Origin of the sequence: Streptococcus equinus ATCC 9812 (genome assembly GCF_000187265.1) — a bacterium.
In the GTDB taxonomy this organism is placed as follows: domain Bacteria; phylum Bacillota; class Bacilli; order Lactobacillales; family Streptococcaceae; genus Streptococcus; species Streptococcus equinus.
In genome coordinates this window covers 533,668-552,836 of sequence record NZ_GL698429.1, presented here as the reverse complement: position 1 = coordinate 552,836, position 19,169 = coordinate 533,668, and the positions used below count along the sequence as shown (strand labels likewise).

Annotated in this window: 18 protein-coding genes, 3 pseudogenes and 2 riboswitches; of the genes and pseudogenes, 19 read left to right on the top strand and 2 right to left on the bottom strand. The window is 36.3% G+C overall.

What is annotated here, in order from left to right:
* The first annotated feature begins 132 nt into the window (after window positions 1–132).
* Window positions 133–966: pseudogene (locus tag HMPREF0819_RS02615) on the top strand (Cof-type HAD-IIB family hydrolase).
* Window positions 967–1,001: 35 nt separating this feature from the next.
* Here HMPREF0819_RS02615 and HMPREF0819_RS02610 read toward each other — a convergent pair.
* Together HMPREF0819_RS02610 and pdxR are read right to left on the bottom strand one after the other, a co-directional pair.
* Window positions 1,002–2,333, bottom strand: coding sequence for an alanine/glycine:cation symporter family protein (locus tag HMPREF0819_RS02610; protein ID WP_044023284.1), 1,332 nt, complete (start codon window positions 2,331–2,333; stop codon window positions 1,002–1,004).
* A 130-nt stretch (window positions 2,334–2,463) separates the two neighbouring features.
* Window positions 2,464–2,639: riboswitch (glycine riboswitch) on the bottom strand.
* 181 nt (window positions 2,640–2,820) lie between these two features.
* Window positions 2,821–4,221 carry a MocR-like pyridoxine biosynthesis transcription factor PdxR gene (pdxR, locus tag HMPREF0819_RS02600; RefSeq protein WP_004231905.1) on the bottom strand — a complete coding sequence of 467 codons (1,401 nt, stop codon included), beginning with the start codon at window positions 4,219–4,221 and terminating at the stop codon, window positions 2,821–2,823.
* Window positions 4,222–4,327: 106 nt separating this feature from the next.
* On the opposite strand from pdxR, the gene pdxS reads away from it, so the two are divergent.
* The 18 genes and pseudogenes from pdxS to HMPREF0819_RS02525 form a co-directional block, all read left to right on the top strand.
* Window positions 4,328–5,203 carry a pyridoxal 5'-phosphate synthase lyase subunit PdxS gene (gene pdxS, locus HMPREF0819_RS02595; protein ID WP_004231903.1) on the top strand — a complete coding sequence of 292 codons (876 nt, stop codon included), beginning with the start codon at window positions 4,328–4,330 and terminating at the stop codon, window positions 5,201–5,203.
* 8 nt (window positions 5,204–5,211) lie between these two features.
* On the top strand, window positions 5,212–5,787 hold the full coding sequence (pdxT, locus tag HMPREF0819_RS02590; RefSeq protein ID WP_004231900.1) for a pyridoxal 5'-phosphate synthase glutaminase subunit PdxT: 576 nt from the start codon (window positions 5,212–5,214) through the stop codon (window positions 5,785–5,787).
* 135 nt (window positions 5,788–5,922) lie between these two features.
* Window positions 5,923–8,235, top strand: coding sequence for a DNA helicase PcrA (gene pcrA, locus HMPREF0819_RS02585; protein ID WP_004231898.1), 2,313 nt, complete (start codon window positions 5,923–5,925; stop codon window positions 8,233–8,235).
* Window positions 8,236–8,329: 94 nt separating this feature from the next.
* Window positions 8,330–8,419: riboswitch (TPP riboswitch) on the top strand.
* Window positions 8,420–8,580: 161 nt separating this feature from the next.
* Window positions 8,581–9,155: pseudogene (gene thiW, locus HMPREF0819_RS02580) on the top strand (energy coupling factor transporter S component ThiW).
* Window positions 9,156–9,212: 57 nt separating this feature from the next.
* Window positions 9,213–9,629: a class I SAM-dependent methyltransferase gene (locus tag HMPREF0819_RS09285; protein ID WP_004231890.1), complete on the top strand. Its 417-nt coding sequence runs from the start codon at window positions 9,213–9,215 to the stop codon at window positions 9,627–9,629.
* Window positions 9,630–9,749: 120 nt separating this feature from the next.
* Window positions 9,750–9,872, top strand: coding sequence for a hypothetical protein (locus tag HMPREF0819_RS09450; protein WP_004231889.1), 123 nt, complete (start codon window positions 9,750–9,752; stop codon window positions 9,870–9,872).
* Between the two features lie 60 nt (window positions 9,873–9,932).
* Entirely contained in the window at window positions 9,933–10,106 is a 174-nt protein-coding gene (locus HMPREF0819_RS09280) for a hypothetical protein (protein ID WP_004231887.1), read from the top strand.
* A gap of 12 nt (window positions 10,107–10,118) precedes the next feature.
* Window positions 10,119–10,421: an HAD hydrolase-like protein gene (locus HMPREF0819_RS09275; protein WP_004231885.1), complete on the top strand. Its 303-nt coding sequence runs from the start codon at window positions 10,119–10,121 to the stop codon at window positions 10,419–10,421.
* 84 nt (window positions 10,422–10,505) lie between these two features.
* Window positions 10,506–10,715 carry a thiaminase II/PqqC family protein gene (locus HMPREF0819_RS09270; RefSeq protein WP_004231884.1) on the top strand — a complete coding sequence of 70 codons (210 nt, stop codon included), beginning with the start codon at window positions 10,506–10,508 and terminating at the stop codon, window positions 10,713–10,715.
* Window positions 10,675–10,956 (top strand): thiaminase II/PqqC family protein, encoded by a 282-nt coding sequence (locus tag HMPREF0819_RS09265; protein ID WP_237393042.1) that lies wholly within the window; start codon window positions 10,675–10,677, stop codon window positions 10,954–10,956. Before HMPREF0819_RS09270 ends, HMPREF0819_RS09265 begins: the two co-directional genes overlap by 41 nt.
* A 1-nt stretch (window position 10,957) precedes the next feature.
* Complete coding sequence (gene thiD, locus HMPREF0819_RS02560; protein ID WP_004231880.1) at window positions 10,958–11,755, top strand: bifunctional hydroxymethylpyrimidine kinase/phosphomethylpyrimidine kinase; 798 nt, start codon at window positions 10,958–10,960, stop codon at window positions 11,753–11,755.
* Window positions 11,756–12,550 carry a hydroxyethylthiazole kinase gene (gene thiM / locus HMPREF0819_RS02555; RefSeq protein WP_004231878.1) on the top strand — a complete coding sequence of 265 codons (795 nt, stop codon included), beginning with the start codon at window positions 11,756–11,758 and terminating at the stop codon, window positions 12,548–12,550.
* Window positions 12,543–13,175, top strand: coding sequence for a thiamine phosphate synthase (gene thiE, locus HMPREF0819_RS02550; protein WP_004231876.1), 633 nt, complete (start codon window positions 12,543–12,545; stop codon window positions 13,173–13,175). The genes thiM and thiE overlap by 8 nt, the downstream gene beginning before the upstream one ends.
* 112 nt (window positions 13,176–13,287) lie before the next feature.
* Window positions 13,288–14,568, top strand: a complete 1,281-nt coding sequence (locus HMPREF0819_RS02545; RefSeq protein WP_044023283.1) for an O-acetylhomoserine aminocarboxypropyltransferase/cysteine synthase family protein — start codon at window positions 13,288–13,290, stop codon at window positions 14,566–14,568.
* A gap of 230 nt (window positions 14,569–14,798) precedes the next feature.
* Window positions 14,799–15,500, top strand: coding sequence for an ABC transporter ATP-binding protein (locus tag HMPREF0819_RS02540; RefSeq protein ID WP_044023282.1), 702 nt, complete (start codon window positions 14,799–14,801; stop codon window positions 15,498–15,500).
* 10 nt (window positions 15,501–15,510) lie between these two features.
* Entirely contained in the window at window positions 15,511–18,147 is a 2,637-nt protein-coding gene (locus HMPREF0819_RS02535; RefSeq protein ID WP_004231869.1) for an ABC transporter permease, read from the top strand.
* 103 nt (window positions 18,148–18,250) lie between these two features.
* Window positions 18,251–18,847, top strand: coding sequence for a restriction endonuclease subunit S (locus tag HMPREF0819_RS02530; RefSeq protein WP_004231865.1), 597 nt, complete (start codon window positions 18,251–18,253; stop codon window positions 18,845–18,847).
* Between the two features lie 134 nt (window positions 18,848–18,981).
* Window positions 18,982–19,169: pseudogene (locus HMPREF0819_RS02525) on the top strand (DUF2130 domain-containing protein); the annotation flags it as partial.

Sequence of the window (19,169 nt, the reverse complement as noted above, 5' to 3'; positions counted from 1 at the left end):
ACCCACTACAGAAATTATAGAGCCTAAAAAATAAGCACATTTAGTAAAGGAAGTATTTAAATACTTCCTTTTTGTGTCACATTTTTGCGAAAGATTTTTGAAACTGCTATCATAGTATTAGAATACTTTGAAATGGTGAAAAATATGATAAAAATGATTGCAGTGGACATGGATGGTACTTTTCTGGACGGAAAAGGTGAGTATGATTCTGAAAGATTTGAAAAAATTCTTAACGAGCTAGATAAACGCGGGATAATTTTTGTTGTAGCTACTGGAAATCAAATTTCTCGAATGAGACTCACTTTTGGCAAACAAGCAGAGCGGCTTGCTTACGTTGTTGGAAATGGCAGTCATTTGGTTGTAAAAAATGAAACGAAGTACTTGAAAAATTTTACATCAAAGCAGCTCGCCCACCTTTTGGACTTTTATCAAAATCATTTTAATGATTATCATATGGTCATCTCGTCACCTGACCACTCTTACATGACAAAAGGGGCTTACAATTGTCAAAATCTTGGAAATCCTGAAAGACTTGCCTATTATAATGCGAGTTTTCCAAATGTAATTCTTCTTGATTCAATGTCTGAACTTCCGAATGAGCCAATCAATAAGCTAACCATGTAGTTGCCTGAAAAGTTGGAAGAAGATGTAACAAAAGAATTCAAAAAAGAATTTCCAGATTTAGTACCTATGGCTAGTGGTTTTGGTGCTATCGATGTTGTCTTGCCAGGTGTTGATAAAGCATTTGGTATTAAAGAACTAATGAAATTGGAAAATATATCAAGCAACCAAGTCATGGCATTTGGTGATGGTGATAATGACTTAGCTATGCTTGAGTTAGCAGAATATTCTTATGCTATGGAAAACGCAACTGAACGTGTGAAAAGTACAGCACGCTTTATTGCTCCGACAAATAATCAATCTGGTGTTTTTCAAGTTATTGAAAAATATTTAGCATCTCATTAAAACAAAAAACTCCTGAGAAATCTCAGGAGTTTGATTTATTTCATACGAGCAAAGTAATTTTTTGTTTCACGGATGATAACTGGTGAAAGTGCTAAAAGCGCAATCAAATTTGGTAAAGCCATTAGACCATTTACGATATCCGCAATAATCCAGATCAGCTCAAGTTTCAAGAAACCACCAAGAGCAACCATGATAACAAAGATTACTCGGTAAAGTTTAATGTGCTTTGTTCCAAACAGAAACTCAAAGCAACGTTCACCGTAATATGACCAACCAAGAATAGTTGTAAAAGCAAATAGAACAAGACAGAATGTAAGAGCTAGCGCTCCTGGAGTTCCAAAAAGAGAAGAGAAGGCAGCTTGTGTTAACGGAGCACCTTCAAGACCTGTAACTGTCCATTTTTCAGTTACGATGATTGAAAGTCCAGTTAATGTACAGATGATGATTGTATCAATGAAAGTCCCTGTCATTGAGATAAGCCCTTGTTCTACGGGTTCTTCAGTTTTAGCGGCAGCAGCAGCAATCGGAGCAGAACCAAGTCCAGATTCATTTGAGAAAACACCACGCGCAATACCTTTTTGAATAGCATCTTTTACAACAGCACCAGCAAAACCTCCGACAGCAGCAGTTCCTGTAAATGCACCAGAGAAAATTTGCCCAAAGGCTGGAATGATTTGGTTAGCATTACAGAAAATAACAGCAAGAGTAGCAAGAATGTAAATGATTGCCATGAAAGGAACCACTTTTTCAGCAACTTTAGAAATTGACTTGATACCACCAAAGATGATAATAGCAACCACAACGGCAACTACGATACTAACAATTTGCGGTGCTAGACCGAAAGAATTTTCAAGAGATGAAGTGATTGAGTTAACTTGTGAAAAAGTACCAATACCAAAGTATGCTACAAGAATTCCCGCAACGGCAAAGAAGATAGCAAGTGGTTTCCAACGTTTTCCCATACCATTTAAAATGTAGTACATTGGTCCACCAGAAATTTCTCCGTTATCATCACGAGTGCGGTATTTAATGGCAAGAAGTCCTTCAGAGTATTTTGTAGCCATTCCAAAGAATGCAGCAATCCACATCCAAAAGAGGGCTCCTGGTCCACCAGCTTTGATAGCTGTTGCAACACCAACAATATTACCAGTACCAACTGTCGCAGCTAGAGCTGTTGCAAGAGCAGCGAAACTTGAAATATCTCCTTGTCCTTTATCGTCAGCAAAAATTAATTTAAATGCTTTAGGGAGTTTAAGAATCTGAAGTAAACCAAGACGAATAGTCAAGTAAATCCCTGTTCCCACCAATAAAATCAATAGTGGGGCACCCCAGACAATATCATCAAGCATTGTAAAAAAGTTAAGCATATATGAATAGTCTCCTACTAATATAGCGCCTATGATGCCATTAAGAAAAGAAAAAGGAGTTATCATTAAGATAACTCCTGAAAAGTGATAAGAAGACTGACAAAGATAATATACCTTACCTGTTAATCGATTCTTATCTTCTGTCCTTTTGCCTGAGAGTTTGAGCTAAACAAAACATTTAGCCTTGCCCCTTCGGCGCCTATCCAGTACTCAAAGTTAGTATTATAATACTTAGTCCTTAAAAACATACTAACTAAAGAATACCAGTGCCATTGAAAATGGCTAGGTCTCTCCAGAAGTCCGTCCATCACCCAGTCCCTGTCTATGACACCTGAGAGCGTAACTCCTTCGGCGAAAGGCAAGCTTTCTTCTCCTGAATGACATCATTCGGTTCGCTATTTGATTTGTCTACTATAATAAAGTAAAAACCGAACTTTGTCAACCCTATTTTTTGAATTGTTTGGGAAAAATATAATAAATTAAAAAATCAGAGAATTATTTTTGATAAAACATTAATGATGTAATCACTTTCTTTTTCAGAAATGTTGGAATAATTGACAATAAAACTTTTCTCATATAGTCTATTTTTCCCGTGATAGTAATGTGAAATTGGAGTCATTAACAAATGATTTTCTAATGCTAGTTGACAAATTTTTTCTTCTGATAAATCACTGGTGATAGTCATGATAAAATGCAGACCAGATTCGTCCTCATGTATTGTAATGTGATTTTTGAGTGGACTTGAAAGTAATTTTTGAACCAAGCTATCACGTTTTCTTTGGTAAAACAGACGCATACGATTTAAATGTTTCTCAAAATAGCCGTCCTTTATAAAATAAGCAAGAGTGTATTGCTGCAAATTCGATACAGTATTGCTGTAAAAATTTAGCTTATCTTCAAATTGCTCAAGTAACTGTGGTGGAAGAATCATATAACTAATTCGCAGCGTAGAAGAAAGACTTTTACTAAAAGTATTAATATATATCACTTTTCCAAGTGTATCGATTTCTTGCAGACTGGGTATGGGAAGACCTTGAAAACGGAACTCACTGTCGTAATCATCTTCAATAATATAACGATTTCCTTGATTAGCCCAACTAAGAAGCTCGTAACGTTTACCAATCGAAAGAATACTCCCAGTTGGAAATTGATGAGAGGGTGATAAGTGAATAACCTCAGCTTTTGTTTGCTTTAGTTTTGAAATACTAATGCCGTCTTTTTCCATATCAATGTAGGTTTGATTAATATTAAATTGCTGGTAAATCTTTCGGATTTTAGGATAACTTGGATCTTCCAAGGCGATTATTTTATCAAGTCCAAGTAATTGAATGAGAATAGTATACAAATATTCTGTCCCAGCACCAATGATAATCTGTCTTGGATCGACAGCCATTCCTCGATAGTCGTTAAGATGCTTTGCAATTGCCTGTCGAAGTAAAAGAATACCTTTACTAGGAGATGGTTGGACAAGTTCGTTTTGACAATTATTTAGCACTTGTCTAACAATTTTTGACCAGGTTGCAAATGGGAAAGTTTCTGAATTAGTTTGATTGTTGCTTAATCGCAAGAGAGACTTATTTTCATCTGGCATGTTTTTTGGATGTGAAAGTAACCTTATTGTTTTTTCAACAGGCGGATGGTGCAGGTTGATTTCAGAAACGAAAAAACCCTTTTTAGCTAGACTGTAAATATATCCTTCTGCTTTAAGTTGTTGATAGCTGTTTTCGACAGTAACCATTGATATTCCAAGATGTTTGGCTAAATTTCGTTTTGAAGGAAGCTTGTCATTAGCTGATAAAGTACCTCTTGTAATATCCTGTTTTATTGCACGATAAAGTTGTTCGTATAGCGGAATATTTCCGTGATTATCTAGTGAATATGTGAGCATAAATTCTCCAATCTGACCCTATAAAAAAGATTTTATTTGGTACTTGATACCATGTCAGTTTTTATTATAATGAAAAGCAATAAAAATGTAAATGAGGTGTTTTTTTATGGGAAATCAACGTTATCAGCTCAACAAACAATTAGCGCAAATGTTAAAAGGTGGCGTTATTATGGATGTGACAACACCCGAGCAAGCAAGGATAGCTGAACAAGCGGGAGCTTGTGCCGTTATGGCGCTTGAAAGAATTCCAGCAGATATTCGTGCTGCAGGTGGAGTATCTCGCATGAGTGACCCTAAAATGATTAAAGAAATCCAAGAAGCTGTTTCTATTCCTGTTATGGCAAAAGTTCGAATTGGGCATTTTGTTGAGGCACAAATTTTAGAGGCGATTGAGATTGATTACATTGATGAAAGCGAAGTTTTATCACCTGCTGATGACCTTTATCATATCGATAAGACAACATTTAATGTTCCCTTTGTTTGTGGGGCAAAAAATTTAGGTGAGGCTCTTCGTCGTATTTCTGAAGGAGCTAGCATGATTCGGTCAAAAGGTGAACCTGGTACAGGAGATGTTGTTCAAGCTGTTCGTCATTTACGTGAATTAAACAAAGAAATTCATCGTCTACAATCTCTTCGTGATGATGAATTGTATCAAGCCGCTAAAGAATTGCAAGTGCCTTATGATTTAGTAAAAGAAGTTCATGAGAGCGGAAAATTACCTGTAGTTTTATTTGCTGCAGGAGGTGTAGCGACGCCTGCTGATGCTGCGCTTATGATGCAACTTGGGGCAGAAGGAGTTTTTGTTGGTTCAGGAATTTTTAAATCTGGAAATCCTCAAAAGCGCGCTCGTGCAATCGTTCAAGCGGTGACAAACTATCAAGATAAAAACTTACTTGCTAATTTATCAGAGAATCTCGGCGATGCTATGGTTGGGATTAATGAAGAAGAAATTCAGTTGCTCATGGCTGAACGAGGCATTTAGGAGGTATAATGGTTTTAATTGGGGTACTAGCTTTGCAAGGTGATTTTGCAGAGCATAAAATAAAATTAGCTTCATTAGGAGCTGAGACAGTTGATATTAGGCAATTTGATGATTTACACAAACCTTTGGATGGCATTGTGTTACCAGGTGGTGAATCAACAGTTCAAGGAAAACTATTGAATGATTTGTCTCTTTTAGAGCCTTTGCGTGAGAAGATTATACAAGGTTTACCTGTTCTTGCAACTTGTGCTGGACTGATTTTGCTATCTGAACATGTTGAAAATCAATCTAAAATGTATTTAGCAACCTTGCCAGTAACGGTTAGAAGAAATGCTTATGGAAGACAGTTAGGGAGTTTTTTTACTCATCTAGATTTTAAAAATATTGGTCAAGTACCTGCAACTTTTATCCGAGCTCCATACATTAGTGAGGTTAGAAATGGTGTCGAGATTTTGTCTGAGCATCATGGTAAAATCGTTGCAGTACGCTATCAAAATCAAATTGCTTTAGCCTATCACCCAGAAGTTGATAACGATAATAGCATTCATTCATATTTCTTAAAGATTTGTCAAAACAAAGAATAAGCAGCAAAGACTATTTCTCCAAAAAATGGTACAATAGATAAGCATTATTTAAAAATGAAATTATTGATATAGAGAGGAATAAATCACGGAGATTTTAGCTGTTTTTTCTAGAATACATGTCCGTGAAAGTATACGATGAATCCCTTATTAAATGGTATGAATGACAAGCAGGCCGAAGCTGTAAAAACAACTGAAGGTCCGCTTTTGATTATGGCAGGAGCTGGTTCAGGTAAGACACGTGTGTTGACACATCGAATCGCCTATTTGATTGATGAAAAATTTATCAATCCTTGGAATATCTTAGCGATTACCTTCACCAATAAAGCGGCGCGTGAAATGCGTGAACGTGCGATGGCTTTAAATCCAGCAACAGCAGATACTCTGATTGCAACTTTCCACAGTATGTGTGTTCGTATTTTGCGCCGTGATGCTGACCATATTGGTTATAATCGCAACTTTACGATTGTTGATCCTGGTGAACAACGTACGCTTATGAAACGAATCCTTAAAACGCTTAATCTTGATCCTAAAAAATGGAATGAACGTGCGATTTTGGGGACAATTTCAAATGCTAAGAATGACCTTCTTGATGAAGTTGCCTATGAAAATCAAGCAGGTGATATGTATACACAAATTGTTGCCAAATGTTACAAAGCATATCAAGCAGAACTTCGTCAAAGTGAAGCTATGGATTTTGATGATCTCATCATGTTGACGCTTCGTTTGTTTGACCAAAATCCTGATGTCTTGACATACTATCAACAACGCTACCAATACATTCACGTTGATGAGTATCAAGATACTAACCATGCACAATATCAGTTGGTCAAACTTTTAGCTTCTCGTTTTAAAAATATTTGTGTCGTCGGTGATGCTGATCAATCTATTTATGGTTGGCGTGGCGCTGACATGCAAAATATCCTTGATTTCGAAAAAGATTATCCAGAAGCTAAAGTGGTTATGCTTGAAGAAAACTATCGTTCAACCAAGAAGATTCTTCAAGCAGCAAACGCTGTTATCAATAACAACCGCAATCGTCGTCCTAAAAAACTTTGGACACAAAATGCTGATGGTGAGCAGATTGTTTACTACCGCGCGCGTGACGAACGTGAAGAGGCAGTTTTTGTAGCTTCAACTATTGATAATATTGTCCGTGAACAAGGTAAAAACTTTAAAGATTTTGCGGTTCTTTACCGTACGAATGCTCAATCACGTACCATTGAAGAAGCTCTGCTCAAATCAAATATTCCTTATACAATGGTTGGTGGTACTAAGTTCTACAGCCGTAAAGAAATTCGTGATGTCATTTCATACTTGAATGTCATTGCAAATACTGCTGACAACATTAGTTATGAACGTATCGTTAATGAACCAAAACGTGGTGTTGGTCCTGGTACACTTGAAAAAATTCGTACTTTTGCTAATCAACAAAATATGAGTTTACTTGATGCATCGGCTAATATCATGCTTTCTGGTGTTAAAGGAAAAGCAGCGCAAGCTGTTTGGGAGTTGTCTAATTTGCTCATGAATCTTCGTGATGATTTAGACAAATACAGCGTAACTGAATTAGTTGAAGCAGTCCTTGACAAGACTGGCTATCTTGATGCCCTTCGTGTGCAAAATACTCTTGAAAGCCAAGCACGTATTGAAAATATCGAAGAATTCTTGACAGTTACGAAAAACTTTGATGAGAATCAAGATGATGCTCCAGAAGATGAATCTGGTATTGACAAACTGAGCCGTTTCTTGAATGACTTGGCTTTGATTGCAGATACTGATGATGGTGATACTGAGACTGCAGAAGTGACTTTGATGACATTACACGCTGCCAAAGGTTTGGAATTTCCAATTGTCTTCTTGATTGGTATGGAAGAAGGGGTATTCCCACTTTCTCGAGCTGCTGAAGACCAAGACGAGTTGGAAGAAGAACGTCGTTTAGCTTATGTTGGTATCACTCGTGCAGAGCAGTTACTTTTTGTGACAAATGCTAATACACGTACTTTGTTTGGTAAAACAAGTTACAATCGTCCATCACGCTTCATTCGTGAAATCGATGATGAGCTATTGCAATACCAAGGTTTAGCTCGCCCTGCTAATTCCTCATTTGGAGTACGTTATAGCAATAGCAATGATAACTCAATGTCGTTTGGTAAAGGCATGAGTCTTCAGCAAGCTCTTCAAGCACGTAAAGCAAAAGTTCAATCAACGACACAAGCAGCACAGCCATATTCAAAAGCTGTTAAAGGGGTTCCGTTTGGTCAATCAGCTAGCGCTTCAAAAGAAGCAGTCGACTGGCAAATTGGAGATATCGCTCATCACAGAAAATGGGGTGATGGAACTATCCTTGCTGTCTCTGGAACAGGTAAAACACAAGAACTTAAAATTAATTTCCCGGAAGTCGGACTCAAAAAACTACTGGCTAGTGTCGCACCAATTGAGAAGAAATAAAAAATAGAGACTTTATTAGTCTCTATTTTTTTAAAATATTCCTGAAAGCACTCGCAGTATAAAAAAGATTGTGGTAAAGTATCTGTGTAATTAAATATGACATTTGGGGTGCGTAAAAGCTGAGATTATACCCATTGAACCTGATGCAGTTAGAACTGACGAAGGGAAATGTGTAAATTACAACGTTTTTTGTTGTACGTTAAAATCGATATTTGATAGTTCTTTTGTTCATTCAAGAGAGCTGTTTCGCAGTATTATAAATTAAACTCCATTTGAATTTTTCAGATGGTGTTTTTTATTTTCTGTGAGCTTTGTGTGCTTTTTGGTGTCGAGAAAGGATTTTTTATGACGAGTAATCGTGTACACCGTTTATCTGATCTAGCTATTATGATAGCTTTGGATTATTTACTAACACCGATTTTTAGAATCGAAGGAATGGTATTTATGTCAAGCGTTATGAACGTTATAGCAGGAACTTTTATGATACCGCTATATGCAGTAGCGATGGCTTTTATTGTTGTTATTATGCAGATTTTAACGCAGCCAGGTGTTGCAAGTGTTGCACCTTTAGCTATCATTGGTTAGTGCCTGGGGCGTTTTTGGCTTCATATTTTTATCGGTTAACCAGAAAAGTTAGTATGTCTTGGTTTGGTGAATTTCTTGGAACAGGTATGATTGGATCATTTATTTTAGCACCAGTTATGGTCTGGTTTTGGACTTACTCAGCAAATGGTGATAGTGAATTGTTAGTAAAAGCATCACAAGCGCAATCATTATTTTTATTTACACCGAGATTTGTTTTGGCAACGTTAATCGGAGGCGCAATTGCTATGCTTGTTCTTCGAGGTTTGAGGTATTCAACATCTTTTATGAATTTAGTAAGATTATACGAAGTAAAAGAAATTGAAAGAGAGAGGTAAAAGATGACAAAAGCAAAAATGTTTGACGGCTATGCAGATGCTTATGATTAATGGTTTATGACAAATAGTAATGTGTTTGCCAGTGAATTAAAGTTGTTACATCGTGCTTTGCATAATATTGAAAAAGAAAAAATTTTATCTATCGGTTGTGGTAGTGGTCTTTTTGAAAGTGCCTTACATAGACAATATGGAATTCAAGTAAAATATGGCATCGAGCCATCAAATGATATGGCAACAATTGCCAGAAAACGTGGAATGACAGTTAAAATTGGTGATGCAGAAACTGCTACGTTAGCAAAAGAATCTTATGATGTGATTTATTTAAATGGTTGTTCAAGTTATATCAAAGATTTATCGTCAGCTTATCAGAATTGTCATCAAGCTTTGAAAAAGGGAGGACATTTGATTTTACTGGATGTTCCAGTTGAAAGTGCTTATGGTATCTTGTATAAATTTGCTGCGCATGTAGGCTAATATAACATAGAAATTTTTCGAGAGGTTGCCCCAACTTTTCCTTACCCAATCGAGCTTGTTCGCTCTGCTATTTTTCATTCACCTCTTGAAAAAGAAGCGATTCTTCGAGACGAACTTGGCATGACAAATATTCGATATTTTCAAACTCTTACGGCTCAACCGATTTATACTAATGATTTTGTTGAAGAGCCGATTGATGGGTATGACAAAGGAGGTTATATTGCTCTTGTCGCCCAAAAATAAAAATATTATTTTCTAGATTTGGATGGCGTAATTTTTGATTCGTACGACTTATGAGATGATGTGGTTAAAGAGCTTTTGGCTATGGCAAATGTTGATTATACTGATGAGATTCAAAAACATCTTTGGCGATTAAATATGCCAGAAGCGGAGTTGAATCTTGCAGAATTCTTCATATCACAAAATCTCGTCTTTCAAGAAAACTTATTAAAGAGTCTTCTGGTGGATGCTTATTGACAAGTGAGCCTAATGCCTAAGGCTTATGAGATGTTATCTGACTTACACCACCAAGGATTTTTGATTTACGCCGTAACGTCAAATTATCATGATTTAGCTCAGATTGGTTTAAAATCTTTAGGAGTATTGAAATACTTTTTTAAAATCATTTCCTGTATTGAAATAGGATTTCCCGATAAAACTGAGGATTTTTATCATTGCCTTTTGGAGAAAGAGAATTTACAAGACAAAAAAATATATTACTTAGAAGACAGTCTTAGAAATCTCAAAGAGGCTAAAAAATGTAATATAAATGGTGTATTTTTATCAAATTAAGATAATCACCAAGATAGTTTTGAACATGATTTTAAAACCATTCAAACCTTAGATGAATTTATAGAGATAGTAAAGGAAAAGTAAATGATTAATGAAATGAAAGAACGAAGTCTTGTCTTCATTGATAAGATTTCTAAAGATGATTTTATTCAAGATATGGTAAATGGGACACTGTCTGAAAAGGCGATTTGTCATTATCTAAAAGCAGATGCAATCTATTTAGAAAAATTTGCTGATGTTTATGCTCTTTTGTTTGCAAAAATTTCTGATAAAGCAAGTAAGAATTTCTTCTAAAGTTTTGGAAAGTGGAAAGATATCAGATGAGAATCCTTTTAAAGCTTGGTTTGAATTCTATGCTAAAGACGAAGCAACTGCTTGTTTACCAACTTATTTTGAATTATTAAAAACATATAGTAGCCAGCTACCAAAAGATAAGGAAAAAGAAATCATTCGAGTCTTTTTGGAAAGTTGTCAGCATGAACGTCAATTTTTCCAAATGGTATATGATCAAGAAGAATGGCCAGAGGAGGTATGAAATGTCTAAAATAAACGTAGCATTAACAATTGCAGGTATAGATCCGAGCGGTGGCGCAGGAATTATGGCGGATTTGAAGAGTTTTCAGGCGTATGGTGTTTACGGAATAGCAGTAGTGACAAGCGTTGTAGCTCAAAATACACAAGGTGTTCAAGATATTTGTAATCTTGACCAAAAAATTCTAGATGAACAGTTAAAGAGTGTCTTTTTAGATATCACACCAGGTGCAATCAAGACAGGAATGTTAGCTGAAGTTGAGATAATTGAGAGAGTAAGTCAGTATTTGAATACTATTTCTTGCCCATACGTATTAGACCCTGTTATGGTAGCAACTATTGGCGACCGTTTGATTAGTACAGAAGCAGTTGAAGCTCTAAAAGAAAAGTTGCTGCCAATTGCCACTATAATTACACCAAATTTGCCAGAAGCAGAAGTTCTTTTTGGAAAAGAATTAAAAGACGAGGCTGCAATTCTCGAAGCGGGAAAAATCATTCAATCAAAATACGGTATCAAAAATGTCGTCATCAAAGGTGGACACTTAGAAAAAGAAGCTAAAGATTTTTTATTCTTAGAAGATGGACAAGTCGTCACGTTTTCAGCTGAACGTATTCATACCAAGCATACTCATGGGACAGGATGCACTTACGCAGCAGTCATTACAGCAGAGCTTGCTAAAGGCAAAAGTGTTAAAGAAGCGGTTGGAACGGCTAAACATTTTATTACTGAAACAATAAAAACTGCACCAGAACTCGGTCATGGAAATGGTCCAGTCAACCATGTCAGCTACAAAGGAGACTAAATGAGCTATTTAGATGAATTGAGAAGACAAAATCCGCTAACGATTTGTATCACAAATGATGTTGTGAAGAATTTTACAGCTAATGGGTTGCTTGCACTGGGTGCTTCGCCAGCAATGAGTGAGTATCAAAAGGATTTAGAAGATTTTTTGCCAAGTGCCAGCGGGTTACTTATCAATATCGGAACATTAAGTGATAACAATTGGCAGCTTTATAAGGATGGCTTATATATTGCCGAAAAAAATGGTGTCCCAACGGTACTTGACCCTGTTGCTGCGGGTGTTGGACCATATCGAAAACGAGTTGCAAATGATTTAATTAAAAATCACAAACTTTCATTAATTCGTGGTAACGCGGGTGAAATTGCTGCGCTTATTGGAGAAGATGTAGCAAGCAAAGGTGTAGATTCAGCTGACGTTGCGAACATTGGACAACTTGCTTTAAAAGCACATAAACAGCTAAAACTACCAATTGTTATCACAGGAAAAACAGACGCTATCGCTGTAAATGGTCATGTAAAACTTTTGCATAATGGCAGTAGTCTCATGCCTTTAGTGACTGGAACTGGTTGTTTACTTGGTGCTGTATTAGCAGCGTTTATTGGTGTAGCTAGTGATGATTTACTTTCCTGCCTAGAAGAAGCGATGTCTGTTTATAACATAGCTGGAGAAATAGCCGAAAGAAATTCTGGTATTGGTCTACCAGGAAGTTTTCAAGTAGCTTTCATTGATGCACTCCATCAAATTTCGAATGATAACGTTGAAAAAATGAAAAAGGTTGAGGATTATTGTGAATAAAGAAGAATTAAGAGTCTATTTTATTTGTGGCACACCGAATTGTCCAAAAGGAATGTTTTTTAAGACTTTAGAGGCAGCGTTAAAATCGGGTGTGACTTGTTTTCAGCTTCGTGAAAAAGGAGATGGGGCTTTAATTGGAAAAGAAAAACTGGATTTGACTCTCAAAGTTAAGGAGCTTTGTCATAAATACCACGTTCCTTTTATCATCAATGATGACGTTGATTTAGCTTTACAAGTTGATGCAGATGGCATTCACGTTAGGCAGGATGACCTGCCAGTCACTGAAGCCCGCAAACTATTTTCAAACAAAATTATCGGCTTATCAGTTGGAGATGTTAGGGAATATCAACTATCTGAGATAGACTTGGTTGATTATATTGGGGTAGGGCCGATTTTCCCAACTCCATCTAAGTCAGACGCTGGGGAAGTGATTGAGTTAAAAGGTTTAAGAGAAATTCGTGAATTGGATAAAGTAATTCCAATTGTAGCCATCGGTGGGATTACAATTGGAGATGTTCCAAGTATTTGCGAATCGGGTGCTGATGGTGTTGCAGTTATTTCAGCTTTGGCGAAATCAACTCAGGTTGAATTGGATACTCAACGGTTTGCAGAAGCCTTTCATTAAGGGTATAGTTTGAAACTATATCCAGTCTTTTTTAATAAGTATTAGTCAAGTTTTTTAAAAAAGTGTAAAATTGTACGTACATTCAGAAAATTTAATGATTGGAGTACATGCTATGACACGAAAATATAATTTTGAAACGTTACAATTACACGCAGGTCAAGAAGTTGATCCAACAACAAAATCTCGTGCAGTTCCAATTTATCAGACAACCTCATATGTTTTTGATGATGCCCAAGAAGGTGAAGATTTATTTGGATTGAAGAAGCCAGGTAATATTTACTCTCGTATTGGAAATCCGACAGTAGCTGTTTTTGAAGAACGTATTGCAGCTCTTGAAAATGGCGTTGGTGCTGTAGCGACAGCTTCTGGTATGGCAGCTATCACATACGCTGTACTTGGTTTAGCTCATGCAGGTGATCATGTAGTAGCTGCGACAACACTTTATGGCGGTACTTTCAATTTACTTAAAGAAACATTGCCACGCTATGGAGTTACAACAACATTTGTTGATGTCTCAAATTTGGAGGAACTTGAAAATGCAATTCAAGAGAATACTAAGTTAGTTTTGATTGAAACCCTTGGTAATCCTGTTATTAATATCCCTGATATCGAAAAAATTGCTGATATTGCACACGCTCATAAAATCCCATTAGTCACAGATAATACGTTTGGAACGCCTTATCTCATTAATGTTTTTTCACATGGTGTTGATATTTCAGTTCATTCTGCAACTAAGTTTATTGGTGGACACGGAACAACGATTGCAGGTGTGGTAGTTGATTCTGGAAACTTTGACTGGGAAGCTTCCGGCAAATTCCCGCAATTTGTTGATGAAGATCCATCATACCACAACATTAGCTATACACGTGATGTTGGTGCAGCAGCGTTCATCACAGCACTTCGTGTTCAATTGCTACGTGATACTGGTGCGGCTCTATCACCATTTAGCGCATTTCTATTGTTACAGGGTCTTGAAACATTGTCTCTTCGTATTGATCGTCACCTTGAAAATACGAAAAAAATTGTCGAATTTTTGGATAATCATCCTAAAGTCGAAAAGGTTAACTACCCAAGTTTGCCATCGAGTCCTTACTATGAGTTAGCTCAAAAATATTTCCCTAAAGGTGCTGGCTCAATCTTTACTTTCCATATCAAAGGTGGTCAAGAAGAAGCCCACAAATTTATCGATAATCTTGAAATCTTTTCTGATTTGGCAAATGTCGCTGATGCTAAATCACTTGTCGTGCACCCAGCAACAACAACACACCAACAATTGTCTGAAGAAGATTTGCAAGCTTGTGGAGTCACACGTAATCAAATTCGTGTTTCAGTTGGTCTAGAAAACGCAGATGATTTGATTGAAGACTTACGATTAGCTTTGGATAAGAGCTAAGGTTAAAATTGTGTTAATATAGGGTAAAAGCAAAAGTTTGAGAGAAGATAACTCAGGCTTTTTTTGCTAGAATGAAGTTAGAAATTTTCTAGTCTAAATATAGCTGTATTGACAACCAGAGAAACTAGTAACTATTTATGATTTTTGAGCATATCTTTCGTCTAATTTTCTATTTTTCGGTAAAATGGAGAGAAAGGGCTTTCTTAATCACTATAAAGAGGTTAGTTAAAATGTCATATATTGAAATGAAACATTCTTATAAACGTTATCAAGCAGGTGAGACTGAGATTGTTGCCAATAATGATATCAATTTTGCGATTAAAAAGGGGGAGTTGGTTATTATTCTTGGTGCATCAGGTGCTGGAAAATCAACTGTCTTAAATATCCTCGGTGGTATGGATACCAATGATGAGGGTCAAGTTTTGATTGATGGTGTTGATATTGCTACATTCAATGCCAAGGAATTGACAACTTATCGTCGTAATGATGTCGGTTTTGTTTTTCAATTCTACAATTTGGTGCCTAACTTAACTGCTAAAGAAAATGTTGAATTGGCTTCTGAAATTGTTCCAGATGCTAGAGACGCTGAACAGACTTTGGTTGATGTTGGCCTAGGAAAACGTCTGAATAATTTTCCTGCACAGCTTTCAGGTGGAGAACAACAGCGTGTTTCAATTGCACGTGCGGTGGCTAAAAATCCTAAATTGCTGCTCTGTGACGAGCCGACTGGTGCTTTGGACTATCAAACAGGAAAACAGGTTCTAAAAATTTTACAGGATATGTCACGCCACAAAGGCTCAACTGTCATTATTGTAACGCATAATTCAGCTCTTGCTCCGATTGCTGACCGTGTCATTCATATGCATGATGCGACAGTCTCTAGTATTGAGGTTAATGAGCATCCACAAGACATTGAAACACTAGAATACTGAGGTGTTTGATATGTCGAAGAAAACATATTGGAAAGATATTAGAAAGGCAATTATCGCATCTAAGGGACGCTTTTTGTCTATTATGCTTTTGATGATGCTAGGAGCTTTTGCCTTCGTTGCTCTGAAAGTGACCGGACCAGATATGCAAAGAACGGCAAGTGATTATCTTAAAAAGCACAACACGATGGACTTGTCTGTTATTGCGAGCTATGGTTTGAGTGATGATGACAAAAATGAACTATCATCTGTAAAAAATAGTCAGGTTGAATTCGGTTATTTAACTGATGTGACTATAAAAAATACCGATGATGCTATCCGTATTTTTTCAAAGAGCAAGGATATTTCAACTTACGAACTTGTATCTGGAAGATTTCCAAAAGCAGATAACGAAATTGCGCTAGCATCAACGCTTATGAAAAAATATCATGTTGGTGATGAGATATCATTTGCTCAATCTAGTGAAAATGGTATTCTGAAAAAAACAACTTTTAAGATTGTTGGATTTCTTAATTCATCAGAAATTCTCTCTAAAAATAGCCTAGGAACATCAAGCGCTGGTAATGGAGTATTAAAATACTACGCTGTCACAAGTAGCACAGCTTTTGATAGCGAATTTTATACTATTGCCCGAATTCGCTACAATGATTTGAAAGGTTTAAATCCGTTTTCTAAAAGTTATAAAGAAAAATTAGCAGCTAAAGAAGATTCTTTAGATGATTTGTTGTCTGACAATGCTGACAAGCGTTTAAATCAATTAAAATCAGAAGCTAAAGCCAATATTGATACGAATCAAGAAAAACTAACAGTTGCCAAATCAGAACTAGCAGAACAAGAATCTGCACTAACTTTATTACCTGCAGAACAACAGGCGGTAGCCCAAAGCTCAATTGATAACGCTAAAGCTAAAATCACAGAGAGCGAACGCCAAATACAAGAAGGTAAAGCGCAGGTTGAAGCAATGAAGGCGCCAACATATTCGATTTATACACGCTCATCTTTCCCAGGTGGTGGAGGTTACCAGACTTACGAATCAAGTACTTCAAGTATCGGAAGTATCGGGAATGTCTTCCCAGTTGTCTTGTATGTTGTAGCTGCGCTTGTTACATTTACAACGATGACTCGATTTGTTGATGAAGAACGTACTAACTCAGGTGTTCTAAAAGCGCTCGGCTACAGTAATAGTGACGTTATTAAAAAGTTTGTTATCTATGGTTTTGTAGCAAGTATGACCGGAACGGTTATTGGTGTTTTTGCAGGGCATTATATTTTATCACAAGTTATTGCTGAAATCGTTACTGGTGATACAACACTTGGAAGTACGCACTTGTATTTCTATTGGTCATACACTTTAATTGCATTTGTATTTGCTCTTGTTAGCGCAGTGCTGCCTGCCTTTATTATCGCTCGCAGTGAACTCAGTGAAAAACCAGCGCAACTGTTACTCCCTAAACCTCCAGTTAAAGGCTCAAAAATTTTATTAGAAAGAATTGGATTTATTTGGAGTAGAATGTCATTCACACATAAAGTGACTGCTAGAAATATTTTCCGATACAAGCAGCGTATGTTAATGACGATTTTTGGTGTCGCTGGTTCAGTAGCTCTGCTATTTGCAGGGCTTGGTATTCAATCATCGTTAAGTAAAATTATTGACAATCAGTTTACACGGTTGATGCCGTATGATATGATTGTCGTCAAAAATAGTGAAGGTGCTACTTCAAAAGAATTAAGTTCATTCATGGATTCTAAAAAAGTATCCAAATACCAAAGTGTATTCATGTCACATCTAACGGAAAAAATTTCAGATTTGAGTGATAAACAGGATATTTCAATTCTTGTAAGTGACGATAATGATTTTGGAGATTTCATCCACCTTAAAGATGCTAAAACTAAACAAGAACTCACTTTATCTGATGATGGAGCTATTGTTTCCGAAAAATTAGCAGAATTATATGGTGTAAAAGCTGGTGATAAATTTACTCTGACAGATCAAAATGGTCATAGACGTTCTATCAAAGTTTCTAAAGTTGCTGAGATGAATGTAGGACACTATCTGTTTATGTCGAAGAAATCATATCGAAAAACATTTGATGATGCTATTTCAAATAATGCCTATCTTTTGATTCTTAGAAATCATTCAAGTAAGAACATTGAAAATATGGCGACAAAATTGCTAGCAATGGATGAGGTATCTGCCGTTAGCCAAAATGCAACACTTGTTAAAAATGTCAATTCGGTTGTTGCATCACTAAATGGCGCGATGACAATCTTAATTATTATTTCAATACTACTCGCTGTTGTTATTCTTTATAATTTGACTAATATCAATGTTGCTGAACGCATTAGAGAATTGTCAACGATTAAAGTTCTTGGTTTTTATGATAAAGAAGTGACTATGTACATTTATCGTGAGACAATTGTGCTATCTCTAATTGGAATTGTCGTTGGATTGGTTGGAGGACAATATCTCCACCAAATCATTATGAATATGATTGGTTCAGATGCGATTAAATTTGGTACAGAAGTCGGAATAGAAATTTATATCATACCAGTTGTTGTAGTTGTTGGTATTCTATTACTTCTTGGTTTCTTAGTTAATCATATCTTGAAAACTGTTGATATGCTAGAGGCGTTGAAGTCTGTAGATTAGCAGCAAAAAACGAATAATATAGTGGAAGAGTGGCTGAAGCTGCTCTTTTCACTTGTCAAAAATTTATCTTAGTATTAGAATACTATTTGTAAAGGAGATAGTTATGAGCGAAGCAATTGAAAGATATCAAGTGAATAATATAGCCAAAATTTCCTTAAAGGAAGTAACTGAACATTTCAAAGGAAAAGCTGTTTCAAAATTAAGTAGTGAAGGAAATATTTCAGTTGTCAATCTTAGCGACATGCTTGAAATAGGTATAAACTATGACGGTTTGAAAAAAATCGAAGCAGATGAGGATAGCGTGCAGCGTTATCTATTGCAAGAAGGTGACATTTTGATTGCTTCAAAGGGGACAGTCAAAAAAACAGCTATTTTTCATGAGCAAGATTATCCAGTCATTGCCTCAGCTAATATCACTGTCTTGAGACCCATTGCTGATATTGCAGGAGGCTACATTAAACTATTTCTAGATTCAAAACTTGGCCAAGAACTTCTTGAAGAGACTAATACAGGTAAGAATGTTATGAATTTAAATACTCAAAAAATCGTTAGTATTGAAATACCAAAACTTCCAGTTCTTAAGCAAGCCTATCTCTTACAACGCTACGAGCAGGGTCTTAGAGATTATAAGCGTAAAATGACCAGAGCTCAGCAAGAATGGCAACACATCCGTGATGAAGTTGAAAAGAATTTATTTTAAAGGTTATTTGATGAGGTTAGGACAGATTTCTCCTAACCTTTTTATCTGAGTGAAATCTGTTGATAAAACTTTTTTACCAGATTTATGACAAAGATTTGCTATAATAGGGGTATTATCAAATGAGCGAGGAAGCTATGAGTAATATCAAATGTCCACATTGTGGAACTGTTTTTACTATTAATGAAACGGAATATAGTCAATTGCTTGCGCAAGTTCGCAGCAGTGAATTTGACAAAGAATTACATGAACGTTTGGCAAAAGAAAAAGCCTTGATGGAAGAAAAATCTAAAAATGATTTACAAACTCAAGTCAGTATCAAGGA

What these genes read in the sequence shown, in the direction of transcription:
- HMPREF0819_RS02610 (WP_044023284.1), bottom strand. Translation starts at nt 2,333, where the DNA reads ATGCTTAACTTTTTTACAATGCTTGATGATATTGTCTGGGGTGCCCCA.
- pdxR (WP_004231905.1), bottom strand. Translation starts at nt 4,221, where the DNA reads ATGCTCACATATTCACTAGATAATCACGGAAATATTCCGCTATACGAA.
- pdxS (WP_004231903.1), top strand. Translation starts at nt 4,328, where the DNA reads ATGGGAAATCAACGTTATCAGCTCAACAAACAATTAGCGCAAATGTTA.
- pdxT (WP_004231900.1), top strand. Translation starts at nt 5,212, where the DNA reads ATGGTTTTAATTGGGGTACTAGCTTTGCAAGGTGATTTTGCAGAGCAT.
- pcrA (WP_004231898.1), top strand. Translation starts at nt 5,923, where the DNA reads ATGAATCCCTTATTAAATGGTATGAATGACAAGCAGGCCGAAGCTGTA.
- HMPREF0819_RS09285 (WP_004231890.1), top strand. Translation starts at nt 9,213, where the DNA reads ATGACAAATAGTAATGTGTTTGCCAGTGAATTAAAGTTGTTACATCGT.
- HMPREF0819_RS09450 (WP_004231889.1), top strand. Translation starts at nt 9,750, where the DNA reads ATGACAAATATTCGATATTTTCAAACTCTTACGGCTCAACCGATTTAT.
- HMPREF0819_RS09275 (WP_004231885.1), top strand. Translation starts at nt 10,119, where the DNA reads ATGCCTAAGGCTTATGAGATGTTATCTGACTTACACCACCAAGGATTT.
- HMPREF0819_RS09270 (WP_004231884.1), top strand. Translation starts at nt 10,506, where the DNA reads ATGATTAATGAAATGAAAGAACGAAGTCTTGTCTTCATTGATAAGATT.
- thiD (WP_004231880.1), top strand. Translation starts at nt 10,958, where the DNA reads ATGTCTAAAATAAACGTAGCATTAACAATTGCAGGTATAGATCCGAGC.
- thiM (WP_004231878.1), top strand. Translation starts at nt 11,756, where the DNA reads ATGAGCTATTTAGATGAATTGAGAAGACAAAATCCGCTAACGATTTGT.
- HMPREF0819_RS02545 (WP_044023283.1), top strand. Translation starts at nt 13,288, where the DNA reads ATGACACGAAAATATAATTTTGAAACGTTACAATTACACGCAGGTCAA.
- HMPREF0819_RS02540 (WP_044023282.1), top strand. Translation starts at nt 14,799, where the DNA reads ATGTCATATATTGAAATGAAACATTCTTATAAACGTTATCAAGCAGGT.
- HMPREF0819_RS02535 (WP_004231869.1), top strand. Translation starts at nt 15,511, where the DNA reads ATGTCGAAGAAAACATATTGGAAAGATATTAGAAAGGCAATTATCGCA.
- HMPREF0819_RS02530 (WP_004231865.1), top strand. Translation starts at nt 18,251, where the DNA reads ATGAGCGAAGCAATTGAAAGATATCAAGTGAATAATATAGCCAAAATT.